The organism is Sphingorhabdus buctiana, assembly GCF_042680825.1.
GTDB lineage: Bacteria > Pseudomonadota > Alphaproteobacteria > Sphingomonadales > Sphingomonadaceae > Sphingorhabdus_B > Sphingorhabdus_B buctiana.
Map to the genome: position 1 here is coordinate 89,995 of NZ_JBHUEL010000008.1, position 18,895 is coordinate 108,889.

Annotated in this window: 22 protein-coding genes; 17 read left to right on the forward strand and 5 right to left on the reverse strand. The window is 59.5% G+C overall.

All coding sequences use genetic code 11. The annotated features are described in order from the left end of the window. The first annotated feature begins 29 nt into the window (after positions 1 to 29). The 5 genes from glmU (at position 30) to ACFSAG_RS08690 (ending at position 5,599) form a co-directional block, all read left to right on the forward strand. The gene (glmU, locus tag ACFSAG_RS08670) at positions 30 to 1,373 is read left to right on the forward strand and encodes a bifunctional UDP-N-acetylglucosamine diphosphorylase/glucosamine-1-phosphate N-acetyltransferase GlmU (protein WP_381513582.1); all 1,344 of its coding nucleotides are present in this window, start codon (positions 30 to 32) and stop codon (positions 1,371 to 1,373) included. Positions 1,374 to 1,415: 42 nt separating this feature from the next. After that, the gene (locus ACFSAG_RS08675; RefSeq protein WP_374615318.1) at positions 1,416 to 1,688 is read left to right on the forward strand and encodes a ribbon-helix-helix domain-containing protein; all 273 of its coding nucleotides are present in this window, start codon (positions 1,416 to 1,418) and stop codon (positions 1,686 to 1,688) included. After that, positions 1,634 to 2,068: a type II toxin-antitoxin system VapC family toxin gene (locus ACFSAG_RS08680; protein ID WP_381513587.1), complete on the forward strand. Its 435-nt coding sequence runs from the start codon at positions 1,634 to 1,636 to the stop codon at positions 2,066 to 2,068. Before ACFSAG_RS08675 ends, ACFSAG_RS08680 begins: the two co-directional genes overlap by 55 nt. Beyond that, on the forward strand, positions 2,069 to 3,892 hold the full coding sequence (gene glmS, locus ACFSAG_RS08685) for a glutamine--fructose-6-phosphate transaminase (isomerizing) (RefSeq protein ID WP_374615320.1): 1,824 nt from the start codon (positions 2,069 to 2,071) through the stop codon (positions 3,890 to 3,892). A 96-nt stretch (positions 3,893 to 3,988) separates the two neighbouring features. Continuing rightward, positions 3,989 to 5,599: a flavin-containing monooxygenase gene (locus ACFSAG_RS08690; RefSeq protein ID WP_381513591.1), complete on the forward strand. Its 1,611-nt coding sequence runs from the start codon at positions 3,989 to 3,991 to the stop codon at positions 5,597 to 5,599. A gap of 25 nt (positions 5,600 to 5,624) precedes the next feature. On the opposite strand, the gene ACFSAG_RS08695 is transcribed toward ACFSAG_RS08690, so the two are convergent. Beyond that, on the reverse strand, positions 5,625 to 5,873 hold the full coding sequence (locus tag ACFSAG_RS08695) for a hypothetical protein (protein ID WP_381513594.1): 249 nt from the start codon (positions 5,871 to 5,873) through the stop codon (positions 5,625 to 5,627). On the opposite strand from ACFSAG_RS08695, the gene ACFSAG_RS08700 reads away from it, so the two are divergent. Beyond that, positions 5,836 to 6,663: a division plane positioning ATPase MipZ gene (locus ACFSAG_RS08700; RefSeq protein WP_381513597.1), complete on the forward strand. Its 828-nt coding sequence runs from the start codon at positions 5,836 to 5,838 to the stop codon at positions 6,661 to 6,663. The genes ACFSAG_RS08695 and ACFSAG_RS08700 overlap by 38 nt on opposite strands. 21 nt (positions 6,664 to 6,684) lie before the next feature. On the opposite strand, the gene ACFSAG_RS08705 is transcribed toward ACFSAG_RS08700, so the two are convergent. Beyond that, the gene (locus tag ACFSAG_RS08705) at positions 6,685 to 6,894 is read right to left on the reverse strand and encodes a hypothetical protein (RefSeq protein WP_381513600.1); all 210 of its coding nucleotides are present in this window, start codon (positions 6,892 to 6,894) and stop codon (positions 6,685 to 6,687) included. A gap of 97 nt (positions 6,895 to 6,991) precedes the next feature. Here ACFSAG_RS08705 and ACFSAG_RS08710 point away from each other — a divergent pair, with 97 nt between their 5' ends. Genes ACFSAG_RS08710 through ACFSAG_RS08725 form a run of 4 tightly spaced genes read left to right on the forward strand, consistent with a single transcriptional unit; the run spans position 6,992 to position 8,558 of the window. Then, positions 6,992 to 7,375: a GFA family protein gene (locus tag ACFSAG_RS08710; RefSeq protein ID WP_381513603.1), complete on the forward strand. Its 384-nt coding sequence runs from the start codon at positions 6,992 to 6,994 to the stop codon at positions 7,373 to 7,375. A 9-nt stretch (positions 7,376 to 7,384) separates the two neighbouring features. After that, positions 7,385 to 8,011: a glutathione S-transferase family protein gene (locus ACFSAG_RS08715; protein ID WP_381513605.1), complete on the forward strand. Its 627-nt coding sequence runs from the start codon at positions 7,385 to 7,387 to the stop codon at positions 8,009 to 8,011. A gap of 15 nt (positions 8,012 to 8,026) precedes the next feature. Next, positions 8,027 to 8,149 carry a hypothetical protein gene (locus ACFSAG_RS08720; protein ID WP_374615329.1) on the forward strand — a complete coding sequence of 41 codons (123 nt, stop codon included), beginning with the start codon at positions 8,027 to 8,029 and terminating at the stop codon, positions 8,147 to 8,149. Continuing rightward, positions 8,139 to 8,558, forward strand: a complete 420-nt coding sequence (locus ACFSAG_RS08725) for an OsmC family protein (protein ID WP_381513610.1) — start codon at positions 8,139 to 8,141, stop codon at positions 8,556 to 8,558. The genes ACFSAG_RS08720 and ACFSAG_RS08725 overlap by 11 nt, the downstream gene beginning before the upstream one ends. A 6-nt stretch (positions 8,559 to 8,564) precedes the next feature. Here the strand turns inward: ACFSAG_RS08725 and ACFSAG_RS08730 are convergent, their stop codons facing one another. Continuing rightward, a complete protein-coding gene (locus ACFSAG_RS08730; protein WP_381513614.1) occupies positions 8,565 to 10,343 on the reverse strand; it encodes a hypothetical protein in 1,779 nt (592 codons plus the stop codon). A gap of 235 nt (positions 10,344 to 10,578) precedes the next feature. On the opposite strand from ACFSAG_RS08730, the gene ACFSAG_RS08735 reads away from it, so the two are divergent. From ACFSAG_RS08735 to yghX, 7 genes are all read left to right on the forward strand, one after another. Next, positions 10,579 to 11,766: an aspartate aminotransferase family protein gene (locus ACFSAG_RS08735; RefSeq protein ID WP_374615177.1), complete on the forward strand. Its 1,188-nt coding sequence runs from the start codon at positions 10,579 to 10,581 to the stop codon at positions 11,764 to 11,766. Next, a complete protein-coding gene (gene argF, locus ACFSAG_RS08740) occupies positions 11,763 to 12,689 on the forward strand; it encodes an ornithine carbamoyltransferase (protein ID WP_381513619.1) in 927 nt (308 codons plus the stop codon). The genes ACFSAG_RS08735 and argF overlap by 4 nt, the downstream gene beginning before the upstream one ends. Then, positions 12,689 to 13,609 (forward strand): Hsp33 family molecular chaperone HslO, encoded by a 921-nt coding sequence (gene hslO, locus ACFSAG_RS08745; protein WP_381513622.1) that lies wholly within the window; start codon positions 12,689 to 12,691, stop codon positions 13,607 to 13,609. The genes argF and hslO overlap by 1 nt, the downstream gene beginning before the upstream one ends. A 157-nt stretch (positions 13,610 to 13,766) precedes the next feature. Then, positions 13,767 to 14,189 carry a DUF3617 domain-containing protein gene (locus ACFSAG_RS08750; RefSeq protein ID WP_374615180.1) on the forward strand — a complete coding sequence of 141 codons (423 nt, stop codon included), beginning with the start codon at positions 13,767 to 13,769 and terminating at the stop codon, positions 14,187 to 14,189. A gap of 186 nt (positions 14,190 to 14,375) precedes the next feature. Next, positions 14,376 to 15,530, forward strand: coding sequence for a sensor histidine kinase (locus ACFSAG_RS08755; protein ID WP_381513626.1), 1,155 nt, complete (start codon positions 14,376 to 14,378; stop codon positions 15,528 to 15,530). Continuing rightward, on the forward strand, positions 15,527 to 16,327 hold the full coding sequence (locus ACFSAG_RS08760) for a LytR/AlgR family response regulator transcription factor (protein ID WP_374615182.1): 801 nt from the start codon (positions 15,527 to 15,529) through the stop codon (positions 16,325 to 16,327). Before ACFSAG_RS08755 ends, ACFSAG_RS08760 begins: the two co-directional genes overlap by 4 nt. Before the next feature lie 2 nt (positions 16,328 to 16,329). Beyond that, the gene (gene yghX / locus ACFSAG_RS08765; protein WP_381513631.1) at positions 16,330 to 17,220 is read left to right on the forward strand and encodes a YghX family hydrolase; all 891 of its coding nucleotides are present in this window, start codon (positions 16,330 to 16,332) and stop codon (positions 17,218 to 17,220) included. Here yghX and tadA read toward each other — a convergent pair. Together tadA and ACFSAG_RS08775 are read right to left on the reverse strand one after the other, a co-directional pair. Further along, positions 17,217 to 17,672: a tRNA adenosine(34) deaminase TadA gene (gene tadA / locus ACFSAG_RS08770; protein ID WP_381513634.1), complete on the reverse strand. Its 456-nt coding sequence runs from the start codon at positions 17,670 to 17,672 to the stop codon at positions 17,217 to 17,219. The genes yghX and tadA overlap by 4 nt on opposite strands. Positions 17,673 to 17,683: 11 nt before the next feature. Further along, positions 17,684 to 18,895: a penicillin-binding protein activator gene (locus ACFSAG_RS08775; protein ID WP_381513637.1), complete on the reverse strand. Its 1,212-nt coding sequence runs from the start codon at positions 18,893 to 18,895 to the stop codon at positions 17,684 to 17,686.

An 18,895-nucleotide genomic window follows, 5' to 3' on the forward strand; every position in this document is an offset into this window, starting at 1 on the left:
GCAACCATTTGCTTCTAAAGCCTTGGCGCATGAGCAATATCGCCGCCATCATCCTCGCCGCGGGTAAGGGTACCCGCATGAAATCCGAACTGCACAAGGTGCTGCACCCGATTGCGGGGCGCCCGATGCTGATGCACCTGATGGCGAGCGTCGATGCGCTGGAGCCTGCGAAGAAGGTGGTCGTCGTCGGCGACAAGGCAGACCAGCTGCGCGATGCCCTTGGCGACAGTGCGGAGACGGTGGTGCAGGAACCGCAGCTCGGCACCGGCCATGCGGTGCAGCAGGCGGAAAGCGCGCTCAAGGATTTCGATGGCGATGTGCTGATCCTTTACGGCGATGTTCCCTTTGTGCCGACAAAAACGATGCAAGCGATGATCGATCGGCTGCACAGCGATGATCGCCCCGAAGTTGTCGTGCTTGGCTTCGAACCCGAAGACACGCTGCAATATGGCCGCATCGTTGCAACCGGCGACCGCATCGAATGGATGGTCGAGCACAAGGATGCCACCGAAAAGCAGCGCCAGACGAAGCTGTGCAATTCGGGCCTGATGGCGGTGCGCGCCCAGGATCTGTTTGCGCTGCTCGCGCGCGTCACCAACAATAATGCGGCGGGCGAATATTACCTCGTCGATATCGTCAACATCGCGGTGCAGGACGGGCGGCATTGCCATGTCGTCAAAACCGATCCCTATGACGTGACCGGCATCAACAGCCGCGGCGAACTGGCCGCGATGGAGGCCGAATGGCAGAAACGCCGCCGCGTGCAGGCGATGGCCGATGGCGCCAGCCTGATCGCGCCTGAAACGGTGTGGTTTTCCTACGACACACAGCTTGGCCGTGATGTCACGATCGAACCCAATGTGTTCTTCGGTCCTGGAGTGCGCGTGGCCGATAATGTGAAGATCTGCGCGAACAGCCATATCGAAGGCGCGGTGATTGGCGAGGGTTGCGAAGTTGGACCCTTTGCAAGGCTCCGCCCCGGCACTGTGCTCGAGGAAAAGGCCAAGATCGGCAATTTCGTCGAAACCAAGAAAGCGCATCTGGGGAAAGGTGCCAAGGCCAACCACCTGACCTATCTGGGCGACGCCGAAATCGGTGCCAAGGCGAATATCGGCGCGGGTACAATCACTTGCAATTATGACGGCTATTTCAAATATCAGACAGTGATTGGCGAGGGGGCCTTTATTGGCAGCAACTCAGCCCTGATCGCCCCGGTGAAGATCGGACGCGATGCGATAGTCGCAGCGGGCAGCGCAGTGTCACGCGATGTGGCCGATGGCGAACTCCGCATGGTCCGCGCAGAGCAGCTGATGAAGCCCGGCTGGGCCGATCGTTTCCACGATACGATGCGGAAAAAGAAGCAAGGGAAGTGAATCGCTTGACATGATATCATGATATGATATCAGTATATCATTATGGGCAGATTCCTCGTTGATGTCCCGGCCGAAGATGTTCGCAAGCTGGATGAAATCGCCAAGCGCGAAGGCAAGTCACGCGCGGCTGTATTGCGCGAAGCCGTATCCAATTATTTGGAGGCGAGTGGCAAGGAAGGGTTTGAAAAATATTTCGGCCTATGGGAGCGACATGGATCGAACGTGGATGGTCTTGAATATGAACGCAAGCTTCGCGGCGAATGGCCGGATGTGAGCGACCTGACGCCGCCCAAAAAGAAATCAAAAGCCACGTGAGCGAGCGATTTTTCGATACGAACATCATTATCGACATGCTGCATAACAGGCCGGCAGCATGGGCTGAAGTGCGCAGCGTAACCCGTGCATGGATCAGCCGGATAACATGGATAGAGGTTATGTCCGGCGTTCCCGATGAAGCGACAAAGGAAACGGAGGAATTCCTTCGTCTGTTTGCAATGTGCGAAATCGATGAAGAAATCGGTCGTCGCGCGGCAGCACTTCGGCATCAGCGTAAATCGCTGAAATCATCAGATGCAATCATCCTGGCTTCGGCGCAGGTGTCAGGCCGGATCTTGGTCACAAGAAATACAAAGGACTTCCCTGCTGAAATGCCGGGTATCCGCGTTCCATACAAAGCTCCAAAGGAAACAAAATAAATGTGTGGCATTATTGGCATCGTCGGCAAGGAAGCAGTGGCAGACCGTCTGGTCGATGGCCTTCGGCGAATGGAGTATCGCGGTTATGACAGCGCGGGCGTGTGCACCGTGCTTGACGGCCAGTTGATCCGCCGCCGTGCGGAGGGGAAGCTCAACAACCTCGTCAAGGAACTCGCCGGCAATCCGGCACCCGGCAATATCGGCATTGCGCACACCCGCTGGGCGACCCATGGCGCGCCGACCACGAGCAACGCGCACCCGCATGCGACCGGCGAAGTCGCGCTGGTCCACAACGGCATCATCGAAAATTTCAAGCCGCTGCGCGATGCACTGACGGCGCGTGGCCGCACGTTCGAGAGCGAGACCGATACCGAAGTCGTCGCGCATCTTGTCAGCGAACAGATCGAGGCGGGGCAATCGCCGACCGAGGCGGTGAAGGCGGTGCTGCCGCAACTGCGCGGTGCCTTTGCGCTCGCCATCGCCTTTCGCGAGAACCCAGATTTCCTGATCGGCGCGCGGCTCGGCTCGCCCTTGGTCGTCGGTTATGGCGATGGCGAGACCTATCTGGGTTCGGACGCACTGGCACTCGCGCCGCTGACGCAGAAGATCGCCTATCTGGAGGAAGGTGACTGGGTCATCATCTACAAGGAAGGTGCGCAGATTTTCGACAAGGATAATAATCCGGTCCAGCGCGAAATCACCACCAGCGGCGTATCGGCGGCGGCGATCGAAAAGGGCAATTACCGCCATTATATGCAGAAAGAGATTTTCGAGCAGCCCACCGTGGTTGCGCAGACGCTCTCTTCCTATATCCGGCCGCTCGAACAGACGGTCGCGCTGCCGCAGATGGATTTTGACCTGGCGGGCGTGAAGCGCATCACCATCGTCGCCTGCGGTACGAGCTATTATGCCGGGATGGTCGCCAAATATTGGTTCGAAACCTTTGCCCGCGTGCCAGTCGACATCGATGTTGCGTCGGAGTTCCGCTACCGCGATCCGGTGCTCGAAGAGGGCGGCCTTGCGCTGTTCATTTCGCAATCGGGCGAGACGGCCGATACGCTCGCTGCGCTCAAGCATTGTAAGGAAAATGGGCAGACCATCGCGGTCGTCGTCAATGTGCCGACATCGAGCATGGCGCGTGAGGCGGACCTGCTCCTCCCCACCCATGCCGGGCCGGAAATCGGCGTTGCATCGACCAAGGCCTTTACCTGCCAGCTCGCTGTGCTTGCTGCGCTCGCCGCCCACCTCGCTCTGGTGAAGGGCAAGCTATCGGCGGAGGAGGAACGCGAGATCGTCCGCCACCTGATCGAGGCCCCTGCTGCCCTCAATGCTGCGCTGGCACATGATGAGGATATCGCCGCAATGGCGCACCTGATCGCGCCGGCGCGCGACGTGCTCTATCTCGGCCGTGGCCCCGATTACCCCCTCGCGCTCGAAGGTGCGCTGAAGCTTAAGGAAATCAGCTATATCCACGCCGAAGGCTATGCCAGCGGAGAGATGAAGCACGGCCCGATTGCTTTGATTGACGAGGCTGTGCCGGTGATCGTCCTCGCACCCAGCGGGCCGTTGTTCGAAAAGACCGTCAGCAACATGCAGGAAGTGCGCGCGCGCGGCGGTAAGATCGTGCTGATTTCGGATGCCGAAGGTCTGGCCGAAGCGGGCGAAGGCTGCCTCGCCACCATCGAAATGCCCTCGGTCCACCCGCTGATCGCGCCGCTTGTCTATGCGGTGCCGGTGCAGCTGCTCGCTTACCATGTCGCCTGCGCGAAAGGCACCGATGTGGACCAGCCGAGGAATTTGGCGAAGTCGGTTACGGTGGAGTAGCAACTACCCCTTTGGCATCTGCCCTTTTTGTGTATCCTGCCGGGTGATTCTGTCGCGCTTTAACCGGCGTGGCTGGATCAAGGGGAGAGGAAACACATGAAATACGATTATGACGTCATCATCATCGGTGCGGGTATGGCGGGCATGTACATGCTCCACAAGCTGCGCGAGGTTGGCCTGAGTGCGAAGGTTTTTGAGGCCGGGCATGATGTTGGCGGAACCTGGTACTGGAACCGCTATCCCGGCGCGCGGGTGGATATCGAGAGCCAGGAATATAGTTTTTCCTTCAGCCCCGAGCTGGAAGAGGAATGGGTCTGGACCGAGCGCTATGCCAGCCAGCCGGAGATCCTGCGTTATTTGAATCATGTAGCCGACCGCTTTGACCTGCGCCGCGATATCCAGTTCAATTCGCGGGTGAAGTCGGCGCATTATGATGCTGCCAACCATCTGTGGCGGGTCGATACCGAAAATGGAGATAGCGTCCATGCCCGCTTCTGCGTTTCGGCGACGGGTTGCCTTTCGGTTCCCAATGAACCCAATTTCCCGGGGCAGGAGCGCTTTGCCGGGCCGACCTATCACACCGGCCGCTGGCCACATGAGGGCGTCGATCTTTCGGGCAAGCGCGTTGCGATCATCGGTACGGGTTCGTCGTCGATCCAGTCGATCACCGAAATTGCGGGGCAGGTGGGGCAGTTGTACGTTTTCCAGCGCACCCCCAATTTCAGCGTGCCCGCGCACAATGGTCCGGCCAATCCGGAGGTCCGCAAGAATTGGCTAGCCAACCGCGCAGAGAACCGGATGGCGCAACGGCAGACGCTTGGCGGGTTCCTCTCGTCGGTACCCAATGAACAAAAAGCCTCGGAAACCGGCGATAATGAGCGCCGCAAGGTCTATGAAGAACGCTGGGCCGACGGTGGATTTGCCATATTGGGGGCATTCGCCGACCAATCGTCCGATCCGGCCTCCAACGCCCTCGTCGCGCAGTTCGCTGCGGAGAAAATCCGCGAAATCGTACGCGATCCCAAGGTCGCGGAAAAGCTGACGCCGAAAGACTATCCCTTCGGAGCAAAACGTCTGTGCGTCGACACCGGCTATTACCAGAATTTCAACCGGCCCAATGTCGAACTTGTCGACCTCAATGAAACCCCGCTCGATACGATCACCGAAAAGGGTGTCGCGACCAGCGAGAAGGAATATGAGGTCGATGCCATCATCTTTGCCATCGGCTTTGATGCGATGACCGGTGCGTTGACCCGCATGGATATCCGGGGCCGAGAAGGTCGCACTTTGGTTGATAGTTGGGCCGAAGGGCCAAAGACCTATCTGGGTATCATGGTTTCAGGTTTCCCCAACCTGTTCACGATTACCGGCCCGGGCAGTCCGTCGGTGCTGTCGAACATGGTGGTGTCGATTGAGCAGCATGTCGAATGGCTGGCCGACTTGTTCGTGTTCATGCGCGACAGCAACATGGTCGAGATCGAACCCACCGCACATGCACAGGAATTCTGGGTCGAGCATGTGAATGAGGTGTCGAACTACACCGTCTATAACTACGCCAACAGCTGGTATCTCGGTGCCAACATTCCGGGTAAGCCGCGCGTGTTCATGCCCTATGCCGGCGGCGTCGGGGCGTATCGCGACCTGTGTGCGGCGATAGCGGCCAATGCCTATATGGGCTTCAAACTGAAACTGGCGGATCAGGGATAGCGCGTCGGCCTTGAAACAAGGCCGGCTATTCGCCATCACCGCTGTCTCGGAGGTAATGGCCATTGGGATTCTTTGCGCGCCTTTTCCGGCGAAAGCCGAAGCGGTTGGCACTGCCGCCGCCGCATGCGACTGCGCCCAGCCAATGGCCGCCGCCACCGATTTCTTCACCGCCGCAATATAGGGCGTTCGACAGCACGCCTGCCTTTCCCGATCCGGTGCAGGAAACGCCTGCATGGATGAAATATCCGGCATCGGGGCAGCGCGGCCACATCATCGTCTTTGCCAATGAAAAGGGCGGCGTAGGCAAATCTACAAGCGCCTTCCACACCTGCATCGCCTTGTGCAATGCGGGGGAGAGCGTTGCCGCGCTCGACGTCGACCTGCGGCAATTGACGCTGCACCATGCGCTATGGGCGCGGCAGGAAAGCGAGCGCGAATATGGCGTGAAACTACCGGGGCCTGAGCAGATTTTGCTCGCCCAGCAGAATGAGAATGAGCTGGAGGAAAAGCTGCGCATGGCGCGCATCCACCATGACTTTATCATCATCGATGTTGGCGGGCATGACTCGCCGATCGCGCGCAAGGCGATCTTCATGGCGGATACGATCATCACGCCGGTGAACGACAGTTTCATCGATCTCGACATGCTCGGCCGAATCGATCCGCGCACCGGCGAGCTCCGCACGCTCGGCAATTTTGCCCGGCTGGTTGAGCATCTGAAGGAACCGGGCATGGCGATCCGCCCCAAGGCGCTCGATTGGGTGGTGATGCAGAACCGCTCGCGCAACTTTGCCACCAAGAATGAACGCAAGGTGCTCGACGCGCTGGAAAAGATTGCACCGGTCGCCGGTTTCCGGCTGGTGCCGGGCCTTCGCGAGCGCGTGACCTATCGCGAGCTGTTTCCGATGGGGCTCACTTTGTTCGACCTTGAGGCAATACCTGAACTCGGCAAGCCCCAACCCAATGCGCGTGAGGAAATCTGGGCGATGCTGCGCGCTCTCAACCTGCCAAGCGCTGCATTGAACAAGGCGATTGCACCCGCCGCCGCCGACGGGTCGAGCTAACCCCATCTACGCTTTTGTGGTTCAGGTGATGGCCTTGCCGGTTTCCGCAAGGATGAGCGCCGCGGTTTCCTCAATCGTTCCGGTCACCAGCAGGGGTGAGCCGCCGACGATGCCGATCTGGGTTTGGCCATTTTCGGCGGTGCGCAGCCATGCGATGTTCGATGCGACGACGAGGTAATTGCCGCCACGCGATTGAAGGGTAATGAATTTAATGGGAACTACTCCTGACACGTGCGGCTGTAGGCGCGAAGTCTGTTCGAGTGATTAACGGGGGCATGAATAACGCATCGGCGCTTGACGCGGCACGGGTGCAGGGTGACAACAGGGCATGGGCAAGGAAGGCTTGATCACCGGCGGGTGCCATTGCGGCGCGGTGCGTTTCGGCTTCACATTGCCCAGCAAGCAGGTCGAACTGCTCGACTGCAATTGTTCGATCTGCAGTCGCACTGGTTTTCTGCACCTTATCGTGCCGCATCGCGATTTCGAATTGCAGACACCGCGCGCATCGCTGACTTCCTATCGCTTTGGTACCGGCGCGGCAGAGCATCTGTTTTGCACGATTTGCGGGGTCAAATCATTCTACCAGCCGCGATCGCATCCCGAAGCATGGAGCGTCAATTACCGCTGCCTTGATCCCGGGCATGGCATTGATCCTTTGATCCGCACCTTTGACGGCCAAAACTGGGATGCGGCCCGCGCGAATTTGGAGTAACCTGCCGCGATGATCCTGATCGGCCAATATGACTCACCTTTTGTCCGTCGAGTCGCCATCGCGATGGCACTTTACGGCATCGATTATGAGCATCGCACCTGGTCGGTATTCGGCGATGCCGGTCGATTGGCAGAGATCAATCCGCTGCGCCGCGTGCCGACACTGGTCTGCGACGACGGGGTGGCGCTGATGGAAAGCCATTTGATACTGGACTATTTGGATGAATGCGCAGGCGCCGACCGCGCGCTGATTGCCCCGTCTGGCCCGGCACGGCGCGATGCCTTGCGCATATGTGCCCTGGCATGCGGAATTGCCGACAAGGCAGTCAGCCTGTTCTACGAGATGAAACTGCACGATGTGTCGTCCGACGTCTGGATCGATCGCTGCCGCGCGCAGATTGGTGGCGCGCTTGCCATGCTGGAGAGCGAGCGGGCTGCGCAGTCGACCCCCTATTGGGGAGGTGCGATGATCGGCCATGCCGATATCGCCACGGCCTGCGCACTCCGCTTTGTTGGCGAAGCGCATCCCGGCGTGATTGACCGGACGGCGGTTCCGGCGTTGGCCGATCTGGCCGATCGGTGCGAAGCGATGGAAGTTTTCCAGACGATTTGCCAACCCTTCAATCCGCCAGCCTGAGCGATGGAGGCGAGCATGCTCAAAATTGTGATCATCGTCGTGTTGCTTCTGGTTGCCGTGCACCTGTTGCTTTACGGTTATCTCCAGCGCCGGATTGACGCTGCCAAACGCGAAAAGGATCAACAGAATGACGGATAATCCTTGCGCCACGGTCGAAAGCTCTGAGGGGACTTACGCCCAGTTGATCAAGGCGCGGGTGCATCAATGGGCGGCGGGAGAGCCCAAAGATGTCGGAGGCACGGACAATGGCCCAACGCCCTATGAACTGCTGCTGTCGGCGCTGGGTGCATGCACCTCGATCACGCTCGAAATGTATGCTGCACGCAAGGGCTGGCCGCTCGAAAAGGTGCATGTGACGCTTGAGCATTCGAAGGAGGAACGGGCCGGCGAGAATGACGGCAAGCCCGTCGACATGATCGACCGCGTTGTCCGCCTGGAAGGGCCACTCAATGATGAACAGCGGGCCAAGCTGATCGAGATCGCCGAGAAATGCCCGGTACACCGGACACTGACCAACCAGATCAATATCAACACATTGCTGGGCTAAAGGCGATTACAGCCTCGACAGCCGCAGTGCCTTGCGATCCTTGCCCATCCAGGCCTTGTCGAGCGCGTTCAATGTGCCGCGCATGGCTGGCTTGTCACCAAGGCGCCGTTGCGCCTCAGCGAGCCCGTATAGCGCCCAGCCATTATTCGGCGATTTGACGAGCGCGGACAGGAAGCTTTGGCGCGCGGCGGCAGCATCGCCCATTGCAAGCTGCGCCGCCCCCAGCGATTGGCGCACCGGATAATACCAATAAGGCGGCTCCATATAGGGAATGCGGCTCTCGATTTCGGTGGCCGTCGTGTAATGTGCCACCGCGTCCTGATATCGTTTCTGGCTATAGGCGATGCGTCCCTGCGCAACTTCTTCGGCAAGCAGCAACAGATCCGGCGCAGGAACGCCCGCCGCAACCATCGGGGCAAAATCGACCGTTTCACGCAATTTGCGGATTTCGGCAATTTCGCGATTGGTCGCAGTAGCATCGGCCTTCATCGCCGCCGCGATTGCGCGTGAATAATGCCACATCGCCGTCGCATAAGGCAGCCTTGTATCGGGCGCCGGCTGGGCCAAGATTTCGGTGGCAGAGCTGAATTGCGCATGCGCGAAATAGGGGGCGGCGTAGATCACCTGCACCCATGGCAAAGCCATCGCAACTTCGACCCCTAAAATGCCGCTCAGCCGCTTTGATTGCTCTAGCGCGACATCCTTTGCACCGCCCATTTGCGCCGACATGACGATGAAATGGACATTGTGCGGGTAATAGCCAAATCGGTAAATGCCCGAGTCTTCAGATTGCGCAAACCATGCCTCGTCAGCCTTGGCGGCTGCCACATTGGCATCGATCGAATCCTTATATCTGCCGATGAGGTGGTAGAGGTGCGCCGGCATGTGGACCAGATGGCCCGAGCCGGGCATCAATGGTTTGGCCAGCCGGTCGGCGGCAGCCTCCGCCTTTGCCGGTTCGCTCGAGGATTCCATCAGGTGGATGTAGAGGTGAATGGCTTGCGGATGTTCCGGATTGCGCGTCAGCACCGTTTCAATCAGGCCGACCGCTTTTGCGATATCGCCTTTTGACCGGCCGTCGGCCTCCCAATAATCCCAGGGGCGGGTGTTCATGATCGATTCCGCGGTGAGCGCGGCGATATCGTCATTGCCTGGGAAGCGCTGTGCCAACATCTGCATCGCATTGGTATAAGCCATGTCGAGTGCCGCCCGGTCGGCATTGCTATCGGGGCTGTACCGGACGGGAAGCGTTTCGATCAGGGCGCGTTCCCAATCTGCCGCCTTGGCCCGTAATTGCGTCGCGCGTTCAACCGCGACCATCGTGCGGGCGATGCTTTCGGGATCCATTGGGGCGTTGATATTGGGGCCATAGGCATAGGCCTCTCCCCAGAAACACATCGCACATTCGGGATCGAGCTTTTGCGCTGCGCGGAATGATCGGATCGCGCCTTCATGGTTGAAGCCGTAGGTCAAAGCGAGGCCCTGGTTGAAAAACTGCCGGGCCTTTTCGTTGCTGGTTCCGATGGGCATGCTGACTTTTTCGAGGCCCTGGATGAGCGGCACTGCACCTGCTGCCGGGCTGGCCTTTTGCGCATATTCATAGGCCATGCGGTATTGAGCTGGACTCAGCCGCATCGGGCTTTGCGCCAATCGCTGGCCGCAAATCGATCCGAGCGCTTTCAGGCTGTCAAATACGGGTTCGTATCGCGAACTCGCCGCTGGGGCGGTTGCGAGCAAGACGATCGGAGCTGCTGTGAAAAGCAATGAGCGCGCAAAAGACTTCATGGAAAATCTCCCATTCAGCGAATGTTTTGCGAACCCGTTATGTTAAGACTAACTGAAGCAGGCGCGTAATGCAAACTTGTAACGGCTTGTATGGTTTGCGGCAGAACCGGTTCGGTCAGCCCATGTCGCTGCGGCTTGATTTGCCCTGTCTGCACTTCTATACCGCCGCTTTAGACGTCAGCGGCCTCCTAGGGGGCCGCTTTTCGCTTTTTGGCTAAACGGAAAGGACCCAGCCATGTCGATCACCCCCTTGATGCCCGTCTATCCCCGTTGCGGGTTCCGGCCGGTGCGAGGAGAAGGTGCCTGGCTCATTTCCGAAGACGGCCGCCGCGCGCTTGATTTCGCCAGCGGCATTGCAGTCAACCTCTTGGGCCATGGCCATCCGCACCTGACCAAGGCGATCCAGGAACAGGCAGCGACGCTGATGCATGTGTCGAACCTGTATGGCAGCCCGCAGGGCGAGGCATTTGCGCAGCGCTTGGTGGATACCACTTTCGCTGACACCGTCTTTTTCACCAATTCCGGCGCCGAGGCTGTCGAATGCGCGATAAAGACTGCGCGCGCCTATCACCAGTCGGTCGGCAACGATCATAAATATGAACTGATCACTTTCAAAAATGCGTTTCATGGCCGCACCATGGCAACCATTTCGGCAAGCAATCAGGAGAAGATGCACAAGGGCTTCCTGCCGCTTTTGCAGGGCTTCAAATATGTCGATTTCGACGATCTGGAAGGTGCGAAGGCAGCGATGGGGCCGAACACGGCGGGCTTCCTCGTCGAACCAATCCAGGGCGAAGGCGGCATCCGCCCCGCTTCGGATGAATTCATGCAGGGCCTGCGCAAGCTGGCCGACGAACATGACCTGATGCTGATCCTCGACGAGGTGCAGTGCGGCGTCGCGCGCACAGGCGCGCTTTACGCGCATGAACTATATGGCATCACCCCGGATATCATGGCCTCGGCCAAGGGCATTGGCGGGGGCTTCCCCTTTGGCGCATGCCTTGCCACCGAAAAGGCGGCGCGCGGCATGGTCGTCGGCACGCATGGTTCAACCTATGGCGGCAACCCGCTCGCCATGGCTGCCGGACAGGCGGTTTGGGATGTTGTCGCGAATGACGAATTCCTCGCGCAGGTTCGCACCACGGGCGAAAAACTGCGCACGGCGATCGAGCAGTTCATCGGCAACTATCCCGACCTGTTCACCGGCGTGCGCGGCAAAGGCCTGATGCTTGGCGTGATGATGACGCATGAGGCGCGTGCATTTGTGGCACATCTGCGTGACAATCACGGTTTGCTGACAGTGGCTGCGGGCGACAACACCTTCCGCGTGCTTCCGCCGCTCAACATCGACGAAAGCCATATCGCGACCTTCATGGAAAAACTGTCGGCAGGCGCTGCCGACTATGTCCGGCCAGAGGCATGACCCGGCATTTCCTCAATCTCGCTGATGCGGGGGCGGATGCCATTGCGGCGATGATCAACGATGCGATCGACCGCAAGGCGGCGCGTGCAGGCTGGCCGAAGGGCAAGGCGGACGGCGATGCTCCGCTCGCTGGCCATACGCTGGGCATGATATTCGAGAAGAATTCGACCCGCACCCGTGCCTCGTTCGAAATGGCGATCAAGCAATTGGGCGGCGACAGCATGTTCATGGCCTCTGGCCAGATGCAGCTTGGCCGTGGTGAAACCATCGCCGACACCGCGCGCGTGCTTTCGCGCTATGTCGATGCGATCATGATCCGCACTGATGACCATGCCAAGATCGAGGAACTGGCGGCTTATTCGAGCGCCCCGGTAATCAATGGCCTGACCGACCTTTCGCACCCCTGCCAGATCGTTGCCGACCTGCTGACTTTGGTCGAGCATGGCAAGGCGCTGCCGGGGCTAGAGCTTGCCTGGCTGGGCGATGGCAACAATGTGCTCAATTCGATCGTTGAAGCCGCCGGGTTGATGAAGTTCAACGTGCGCATCGGCGTGCCGCAAGGCTATGACAGCGATGCGACCTTCATCGAAGAGGCCCGCGCCAGAGGGGCGAACATCACGATAACCCGCGACGCGGCAGAGGCCGTGGCGGGCGCGGATGTTGTCGTCACCGATACCTGGGTGTCGATGGGCCAGGAACATGCACATAACAAGATTGCTGCGATGATGCCCTATCAGGTCAATGAGCGGTTGATGGCAGGGGCAAAGGCCGATGCCAAATTCCTGCACTGCCTGCCTGCGCATCGCGGCGAAGAGGCGACCGACGATGTGCTCGATGGTCCGCAATCGGTAATCTGGGATGAAGCGGAAAACCGCCTCCACGCCCAGAAATCGATCCTGCTCTGGTGCTTTGGCAAGATCTGATGGCTGCACAGTCGGAAACGCGTTGCGACCAGCCTTTGCGCTTTTCGATTCCGGCGCTGAATGCGCGCGGGCGGCTGGTGCGGCTCGATACCGTGCTCAACGATGTGCTGTCGGCGCATGCCTATCCTCCTTCGGTTGAAAAGATCCTTGCCGAAGCGCTCGTGCTCACATCCTTGCTTGGCACCACGCTGAAGGAACGCGAAGGCCAGTTGACGATCCAGGCGCAGACCGAAAATGGCCCGATTTCGCTGCTCGTCTGCGATTACATCGATGGTGCAGTGCGCGGATATGCGCAATTCGACATGGCCCGCCTTGCCGAGGTGCCGGCCGATCCCAACCTGTTCGCGCTATTTGGCAAAGGCTATCTCGCGGTCACGTTCGACCGGCCGCTTCCCGAAGCCGAAGGTGGCGGGCGTTATCAGGGGATTGTCCCGCTCGAAGGGGCCAATCTTTCCGAAGCGGCGATGCAATATTTCGACCAGTCGGAACAGATCCCGACTTTCATCCGCATTGCGATCAGCCATGTCGATGGACGCTGCATCGCGGGTGGCATGCTCGTGCAACATCTTCCCGATGGCGAAGAGGGGCGCGAACGCATTGCCGCGCGCGGCGACCATCCGGATTGGGAGCATGTCCGCATCCTTTCTGAAACAGTGAAGCCCGAAGAACTGGCCGATCCGGCGTTGCCGCTGGAAGAAATTGCCTGGCGCCTTTTCCACGACGAGGATGAGGTCCGCATTTCCGAAGGCCAGTATATGTCGAAAGGATGCCGCTGCGATCCGGACCATATCCGGGACGTTATTGCCCGTTTCCCCGCCAGCGAACGTGCCGAAATGGCCGACGATGCTGGCGATATCGTCGTCAACTGCGAGTTCTGCTCGCGCAAATTTCCGATCAGTCTGGTCAGCCTCAACAACTGAATTTTCGTGTCATTCAGCCGCGATTAACCAGATTCATGTCATTCGTCGTTCATACACAACGCCTTATCGGACGCATCGTTACAATCTGACGTCTATAGTCGAACAACATAAGATCGGGTCGGGTCGCTGGGGAAAGTGAAACGACGGAACGCACGCTATGAAATTTTCCAATATCAGGCTGGTTGCCGCCACGTTGCTGGCGGCGGGCGCAGGAGCGGCAGGATTTGCTGCGCAGGCCGATGCACCGGACCTGCTGCAAACGCTCGAGCGCGGACTATGGCAGTTCAGGGCGGTTGGCGGCGGTGCCTCGACCATCGCGACGAACCAGCTCTGCCTTGGTGAGCCCCGCCAGCTCGTGCAAATCCAGCATGGCAATTCTGCGCAGTGCAGCCACTTTGTCGTCCGCACCAGTGAAACCTCGGTTACCATCAGCTATACTTGCAAGGGTGCGGGGCAGGGCCTGACGACGATCCGCAAGGAATCGCCGCGCCTGATCCAGATCCAGTCGCAGGGTATTCGCAACGGCGCGCCTTTTTCATTCTCGGTCGAAGGTCGCCGCACGGGTACTTGCCCGCGTTAAGCCTATTTTAACCATGATTTGCTAAAAGGGGATTGTGCCATTGATATTGGGCACGCTTTCCTCCCTAACTGGCTATATGCCATACTGGGCCGTTCCTCCGGGAGCGGCCCTTTTCTTTGCCGTGACGTTGGTCGAAAAGCGAAACAAGGGCTTCATGCGGCCGTAAAATCGCGCTAGACATTGGCCATGGCCGTACTCGAACTGGGTGACCAGCCCTTCTTTTCCGACAAGAACAGGGCGTTCTGGAACCTGCACAGCGCAGGCTGGGGCGGGGCGGCGTTGGTCCGCAGCGCGTCGACAATTGCCAACGGGCAACCGTTCAGCGCGCTCGTCCCCGTATTGATTTCCGCTGTAACCGGTTTTTCGGTTTCGCTGATCTTATCGGTTGTTTTCCGCAACGTCATTGATCGGCGTCCGATCCTGACCTGGGGCGTCACCGGCGTCTCGGTCATCCTCGCCACCTTGATCTACGCCTATATCGACGTCTGGGTGCTGCAGACGATCCGCGAAGGTGCGGATGAAACGCCTTTCGCCCAGTTGATGGTCGGCGCGATCTTCATCAACGGCGTGTTGCTCGTGGCCTGGTCGGCGCTGTATTATGCAATCAACTATTTCGTCCGAGCGGAAGAGCAAGCGGACCAGCTTTTGCGGCTCGAGGCCGCGGCGACTAGCGCCCAGCTCACCATGCTGCGTTACCAGCTCAATCCGCATTTCCTGTTCAACACATTGAACAGCATCTCGACCCTGGTGCTACTCAAGCAGACCGAGCAGGCCAATGCGATGCTGTCGCGGCTATCATCATTCCTGCGTTTCACTTTGATCAATGAGACCACGGCAAAGGTTTCGCTGGCCAGCGAAGTCGAAACGCTCAAACTCTATCTCGATATCGAGAAGATGCGTTTCGAGGATCGGTTGCGCACCGAATTCGATATTGAGGATAGCGTGAAAGACGCCCTCGTACCTTCATTGTTGCTGCAACCATTGGTCGAGAATGCGATTAAATATGCGGTGACGCCGCAGGAAGAGGGCGCGGATATCTCGATCAACGCCCGCCGGATTGGCGAGCGGGTGCGAATAATTGTGTCGGATTCAGGGCCGGGGTTGCAGGGGAGCACTCCAGACCCCAAATTGTCTACAGGGGTAGGCATGGCAAACACGCGCGAGCGTTTGTTGCAGGCCTATGGCGATGAGCAGCGCTTTGACAGTTATACAAGGAGCGGTGGGGGATTTGAGGTAGTGATCGAATTTCCCTACCAGACCGAAAACAGCGGGGGCGAAACAAAAGCCATCGGCGCACCAGCAGCAGCGGGCGTCGGTGTTCAAGGAGCAGTAACCGCATGACTATCCGCACAATCCTCGTCGACGACGAGAAATTGGCAACCCAAGGTCTCCAACTCCGCTTGGAAGCCTTTGACGATGTCGAAATCGTCGCCACCTGCCTCAACGGACGGGAGGCGATCCGCAAGATCAAGACGCTGAAGCCCGACTTGGTCTTCCTTGACATCCAGATGCCCGGCTTTGACGGCTTTTCGGTGGTGCAGGGGGTTATGGATATCGATCCGCCGCTGTTCGTCTTTGTCACTGCCTATAGCGAGCATGCGATCAAGGCGTTCGAGGCGCAGGCTGTCGATTATCTGATGAAGCCGGTCGAACCCGATCGGCTTGCTGATACGATGGAGCGCGTCCGTCAGCGCCTTGCCGACAAACGTACCGCCGAAGAGGTGGAGCGTCTGCGCAATGTGATCAGCGAAGTTGCGCCTGAGGCCGCCGAAAACCTGCCGCCAGCGGAGGAAGAGGTTTCGAGCGGTCGGTTCGAGAAGCTGATCAACGTCAAGGATCGCGGTCAGATTTTCCGCGTCGATGTCGACACGATCGAGCGTATCGAGGCAGCGGGCGACTATATGTGCATCATCACTGCTGACAATTCGCTGATCCTGCGCGAAACGATGAAGGACCTCGAAAAGCGCCTCGACCCGCGCACTTTCCAACGCGTGCACCGTTCAAAGATCGTCAATCTCGATCTCGTGCGGCAGGTGAAGCCGCACACCAATGGCGAATGCTTCCTGATACTCGAATCGGGCGCACAGGTGAAGGTCAGCCGCAGCTATCGCGACGTGGTTGCCCGCTTCGTGCACTGACGATGACCGGGCGCAAAACCGCCGCCGATTTTCATCCGGCGATACTCGAGATTTTCGACGGCTATGTGCACGGCAAGCTGAGCAAGCGTGAGTTTATCGAGCGCGCAGCGAAATATGCCGCTGCAGGTGTGACAGGCGCGATGATCTTCAACCAGTTGCGCCCCGATTATGCGCTGGCGCAGCAGGTGAAGCCCGATGACCCGGCCATCCGAACCGAACGGCCGTCGGTACCTAGCCCCAAGGGCCATGGAGCGATTTCGGGCCTGCTCGCCATGCCGGCGAAGGCCAAGGACAAGCTGCCTGCAGTGCTGGTGATCCATGAAAATCGCGGCCTCAACCCTTATATTGAGGATGTAGCACGGCGCCTTGCAAAGGCCGGCTATCTCGCCTTTGCGCCCGATGCGCTGACCTCGGTAGGCGGCTATCCGGGCAATGACGACAAGGGGCGGGAATTGCAGGCAAAGCTCGATCCCAGGAAGTTGTTCGAAGATTGGGTGGCGTCGTTCGATTATTTGCGCCTGCACGCGAAATCGACTGGCAAGGTCGGTGCCGTCGGCTTTTGCTATGGCGGCGGCATTTGCAATGCGCTTGCCGTGGCCTGTCCCGAACTTGCGGCATCGGTGCCCTATTATGGCCGCCAACCGACCGCAGCCGAGGTGCCTTCGATCAAGGCACCGCTGCTGATCCATTATGCCGAAAATGACGAGCGCATCAACGCAGGGGCCTTGCCCTATCAGACGGCTCTGCTGACGCACCAGAAACCGTTTGAGGTGCACTATTACCCCGGCACGCAGCACGGCTTCCACAACGACACTACCCCGCGTTACGACAAGGCAGCAGCCGAGCTATCGTGGAGCCGGACGATGGCGTTTTTCGGGAAGCATTTGCGCTAACGCCGCGCGCCGAAAAACGCTTTCAGCAGTTCGGCAGCTTCGTCTTCACAAATCCCGCCATAGACTTCAGGCCGGTGGTGGATGGTCGGTTGCTCAAACAATCTCGGCCCATGCTCCACCGCACCGCCCTTTGGGTCGCTGGCGCCATAATATAGGCGGGCAATGCGGGCGTGGGCGATGGCCCCGGCACACATGGCGCAGGGTTCGAGTGTGACCCACAGGTCGCAGCCGGTGAGCCGGTCGGTGCCCAGATGCGTGGCGGCTTCGCGCATCGCCATGATTTCGGCGTGCGCGGTGGGATCATGGCCGGCAATCGGGCGGTTGGCCCCGCGCCCGATAATCGCACCATCCTTGACGACCAGCGCGCCCACCGGCACCTCGCCCGCAGCTGCTGCCTCGCGGGCAAGGTCGAGCGCGGCTTCCATGAAGCGGCGGGCTTGCTCGATCGGCATTGGCCGCGCGGCTACTTCGCCGGCGTGAAACCGCGCGGAGCGGGATCGATGGTCACAAATTTGCCTGCCTGCGCCTCCTGCACTTCAAGCGCACGTTCGGACATGCCGTTACCGAGGAAGCGGAACGCCCCGTCGATGCCGATAAAGCCATCGGCATCGGTCAGCCGGGCGACCGGGAAGCGGGTTCCGACCCTCCAATCCTGCGCGACGCGCGCGACGAGCAACACAGAGTCATAACCCATGCTGGACAGGCGCGACGGTGATTGGCCGAAGCGCGCACGGTATTTGTCGGCATATTGGCGGAACATATTGTCCGAAACGCTGGCGAACCAAGCGCCGCGCATCCCGGCGTTGGAGGCGACGGTGGCATCGATATTCCACAAATCGGTGCCGAGGATCTTGGCATTGCTAAGGCCGGCCCGGCGCAGTGCGGGGACGGTCGCGATAGCGACGCGGCCATTGTCCGCAATCAACACTGCGTCGATCGCGCCGGCGGCCGTCAGTTTCCGCGCGGCGGCATCGATGGAGGCGGCGCTGCCGTCAATCTCCTGGATCGAAACCAGCGTACCACCCGCGCCGCGCACCGAGTTGGTGAGGTTTGAAAGCGCGCGCTGGCCATAGACCGACTTGGGCACGATACCACCAAAGCGGGTATAGCCTTGCGCCTTGGCATATTTCACCACCCGGTCGATAGACTGGTTGGGCAAGTGACCGAGCAGGAAGACATTCTGTCCTGCGGCGCCGACATCGTTGGAAAAGCTGATCATCGGAACACCAGCGGGCTTCGCGACATTGGCGACCGCGACCACATCGTCGCTGCGCAGCGGACCAAGGATCAGCTTGTTGCCATCGGCAACTGCCTTTTTCACCGCAGCATCCACCCCAAGCGCGGTGTCATAGGTCGTCATGCGGATATTGGTGTTGCGGGTGTCGAGAAGGGCGAGTGTGGTTGCATTGGCAATCGACTGGCCAACATCGCCGTCCGCGCCGCTTACCGGCAGCAGCAGGGCCACCCGGTGGCGATCTCCGTCAGACAGCACGACATTGCCCGGATCAGGGGATTCAACCGGCGGCGGGCCAGATGGACGCTGCCCACCCTTTGGAATGACCGATTGGCACGCGGCGAGGAAGATCAGGGCGAAAAGGGCAGTGGCGCGTTTCGCCGTCGACCAGATCCTATCCGACTGCGCTTGCGGCGCAGCCAAGCTTGCTGCAATGGTCAT

Coding starts and splice junctions, on each gene's coding strand:
- glmU (WP_381513582.1), top strand. CDS start 30: ATGAGCAATATCGCCGCCATCATCCTCGCCGCGGGTAAGGGTACCCGC.
- ACFSAG_RS08675 (WP_374615318.1), top strand. CDS start 1,416: ATGGGCAGATTCCTCGTTGATGTCCCGGCCGAAGATGTTCGCAAGCTG.
- ACFSAG_RS08680 (WP_381513587.1), top strand. CDS start 1,634: ATGGCCGGATGTGAGCGACCTGACGCCGCCCAAAAAGAAATCAAAAGC.
- glmS (WP_374615320.1), top strand. CDS start 2,069: ATGTGTGGCATTATTGGCATCGTCGGCAAGGAAGCAGTGGCAGACCGT.
- ACFSAG_RS08690 (WP_381513591.1), top strand. CDS start 3,989: ATGAAATACGATTATGACGTCATCATCATCGGTGCGGGTATGGCGGGC.
- ACFSAG_RS08700 (WP_381513597.1), top strand. CDS start 5,836: ATGAAATATCCGGCATCGGGGCAGCGCGGCCACATCATCGTCTTTGCC.
- ACFSAG_RS08695 (WP_381513594.1), bottom strand. CDS start 5,873: ATGATGTGGCCGCGCTGCCCCGATGCCGGATATTTCATCCATGCAGGC.
- ACFSAG_RS08710 (WP_381513603.1), top strand. CDS start 6,992: ATGGGCAAGGAAGGCTTGATCACCGGCGGGTGCCATTGCGGCGCGGTG.
- ACFSAG_RS08715 (WP_381513605.1), top strand. CDS start 7,385: ATGATCCTGATCGGCCAATATGACTCACCTTTTGTCCGTCGAGTCGCC.
- ACFSAG_RS08720 (WP_374615329.1), top strand. CDS start 8,027: ATGCTCAAAATTGTGATCATCGTCGTGTTGCTTCTGGTTGCCGTGCAC.
- ACFSAG_RS08725 (WP_381513610.1), top strand. CDS start 8,139: ATGACGGATAATCCTTGCGCCACGGTCGAAAGCTCTGAGGGGACTTAC.
- ACFSAG_RS08730 (WP_381513614.1), bottom strand. CDS start 10,343: ATGAAGTCTTTTGCGCGCTCATTGCTTTTCACAGCAGCTCCGATCGTC.
- ACFSAG_RS08735 (WP_374615177.1), top strand. CDS start 10,579: ATGTCGATCACCCCCTTGATGCCCGTCTATCCCCGTTGCGGGTTCCGG.
- argF (WP_381513619.1), top strand. CDS start 11,763: ATGACCCGGCATTTCCTCAATCTCGCTGATGCGGGGGCGGATGCCATT.
- hslO (WP_381513622.1), top strand. CDS start 12,689: ATGGCTGCACAGTCGGAAACGCGTTGCGACCAGCCTTTGCGCTTTTCG.
- ACFSAG_RS08750 (WP_374615180.1), top strand. CDS start 13,767: ATGAAATTTTCCAATATCAGGCTGGTTGCCGCCACGTTGCTGGCGGCG.
- ACFSAG_RS08755 (WP_381513626.1), top strand. CDS start 14,376: ATGGCCGTACTCGAACTGGGTGACCAGCCCTTCTTTTCCGACAAGAAC.
- ACFSAG_RS08760 (WP_374615182.1), top strand. CDS start 15,527: ATGACTATCCGCACAATCCTCGTCGACGACGAGAAATTGGCAACCCAA.
- yghX (WP_381513631.1), top strand. CDS start 16,330: ATGACCGGGCGCAAAACCGCCGCCGATTTTCATCCGGCGATACTCGAG.
- tadA (WP_381513634.1), bottom strand. CDS start 17,672: ATGCCGATCGAGCAAGCCCGCCGCTTCATGGAAGCCGCGCTCGACCTT.
- ACFSAG_RS08775 (WP_381513637.1), bottom strand. CDS start 18,895: ATGACCATTGCAGCAAGCTTGGCTGCGCCGCAAGCGCAGTCGGATAGG.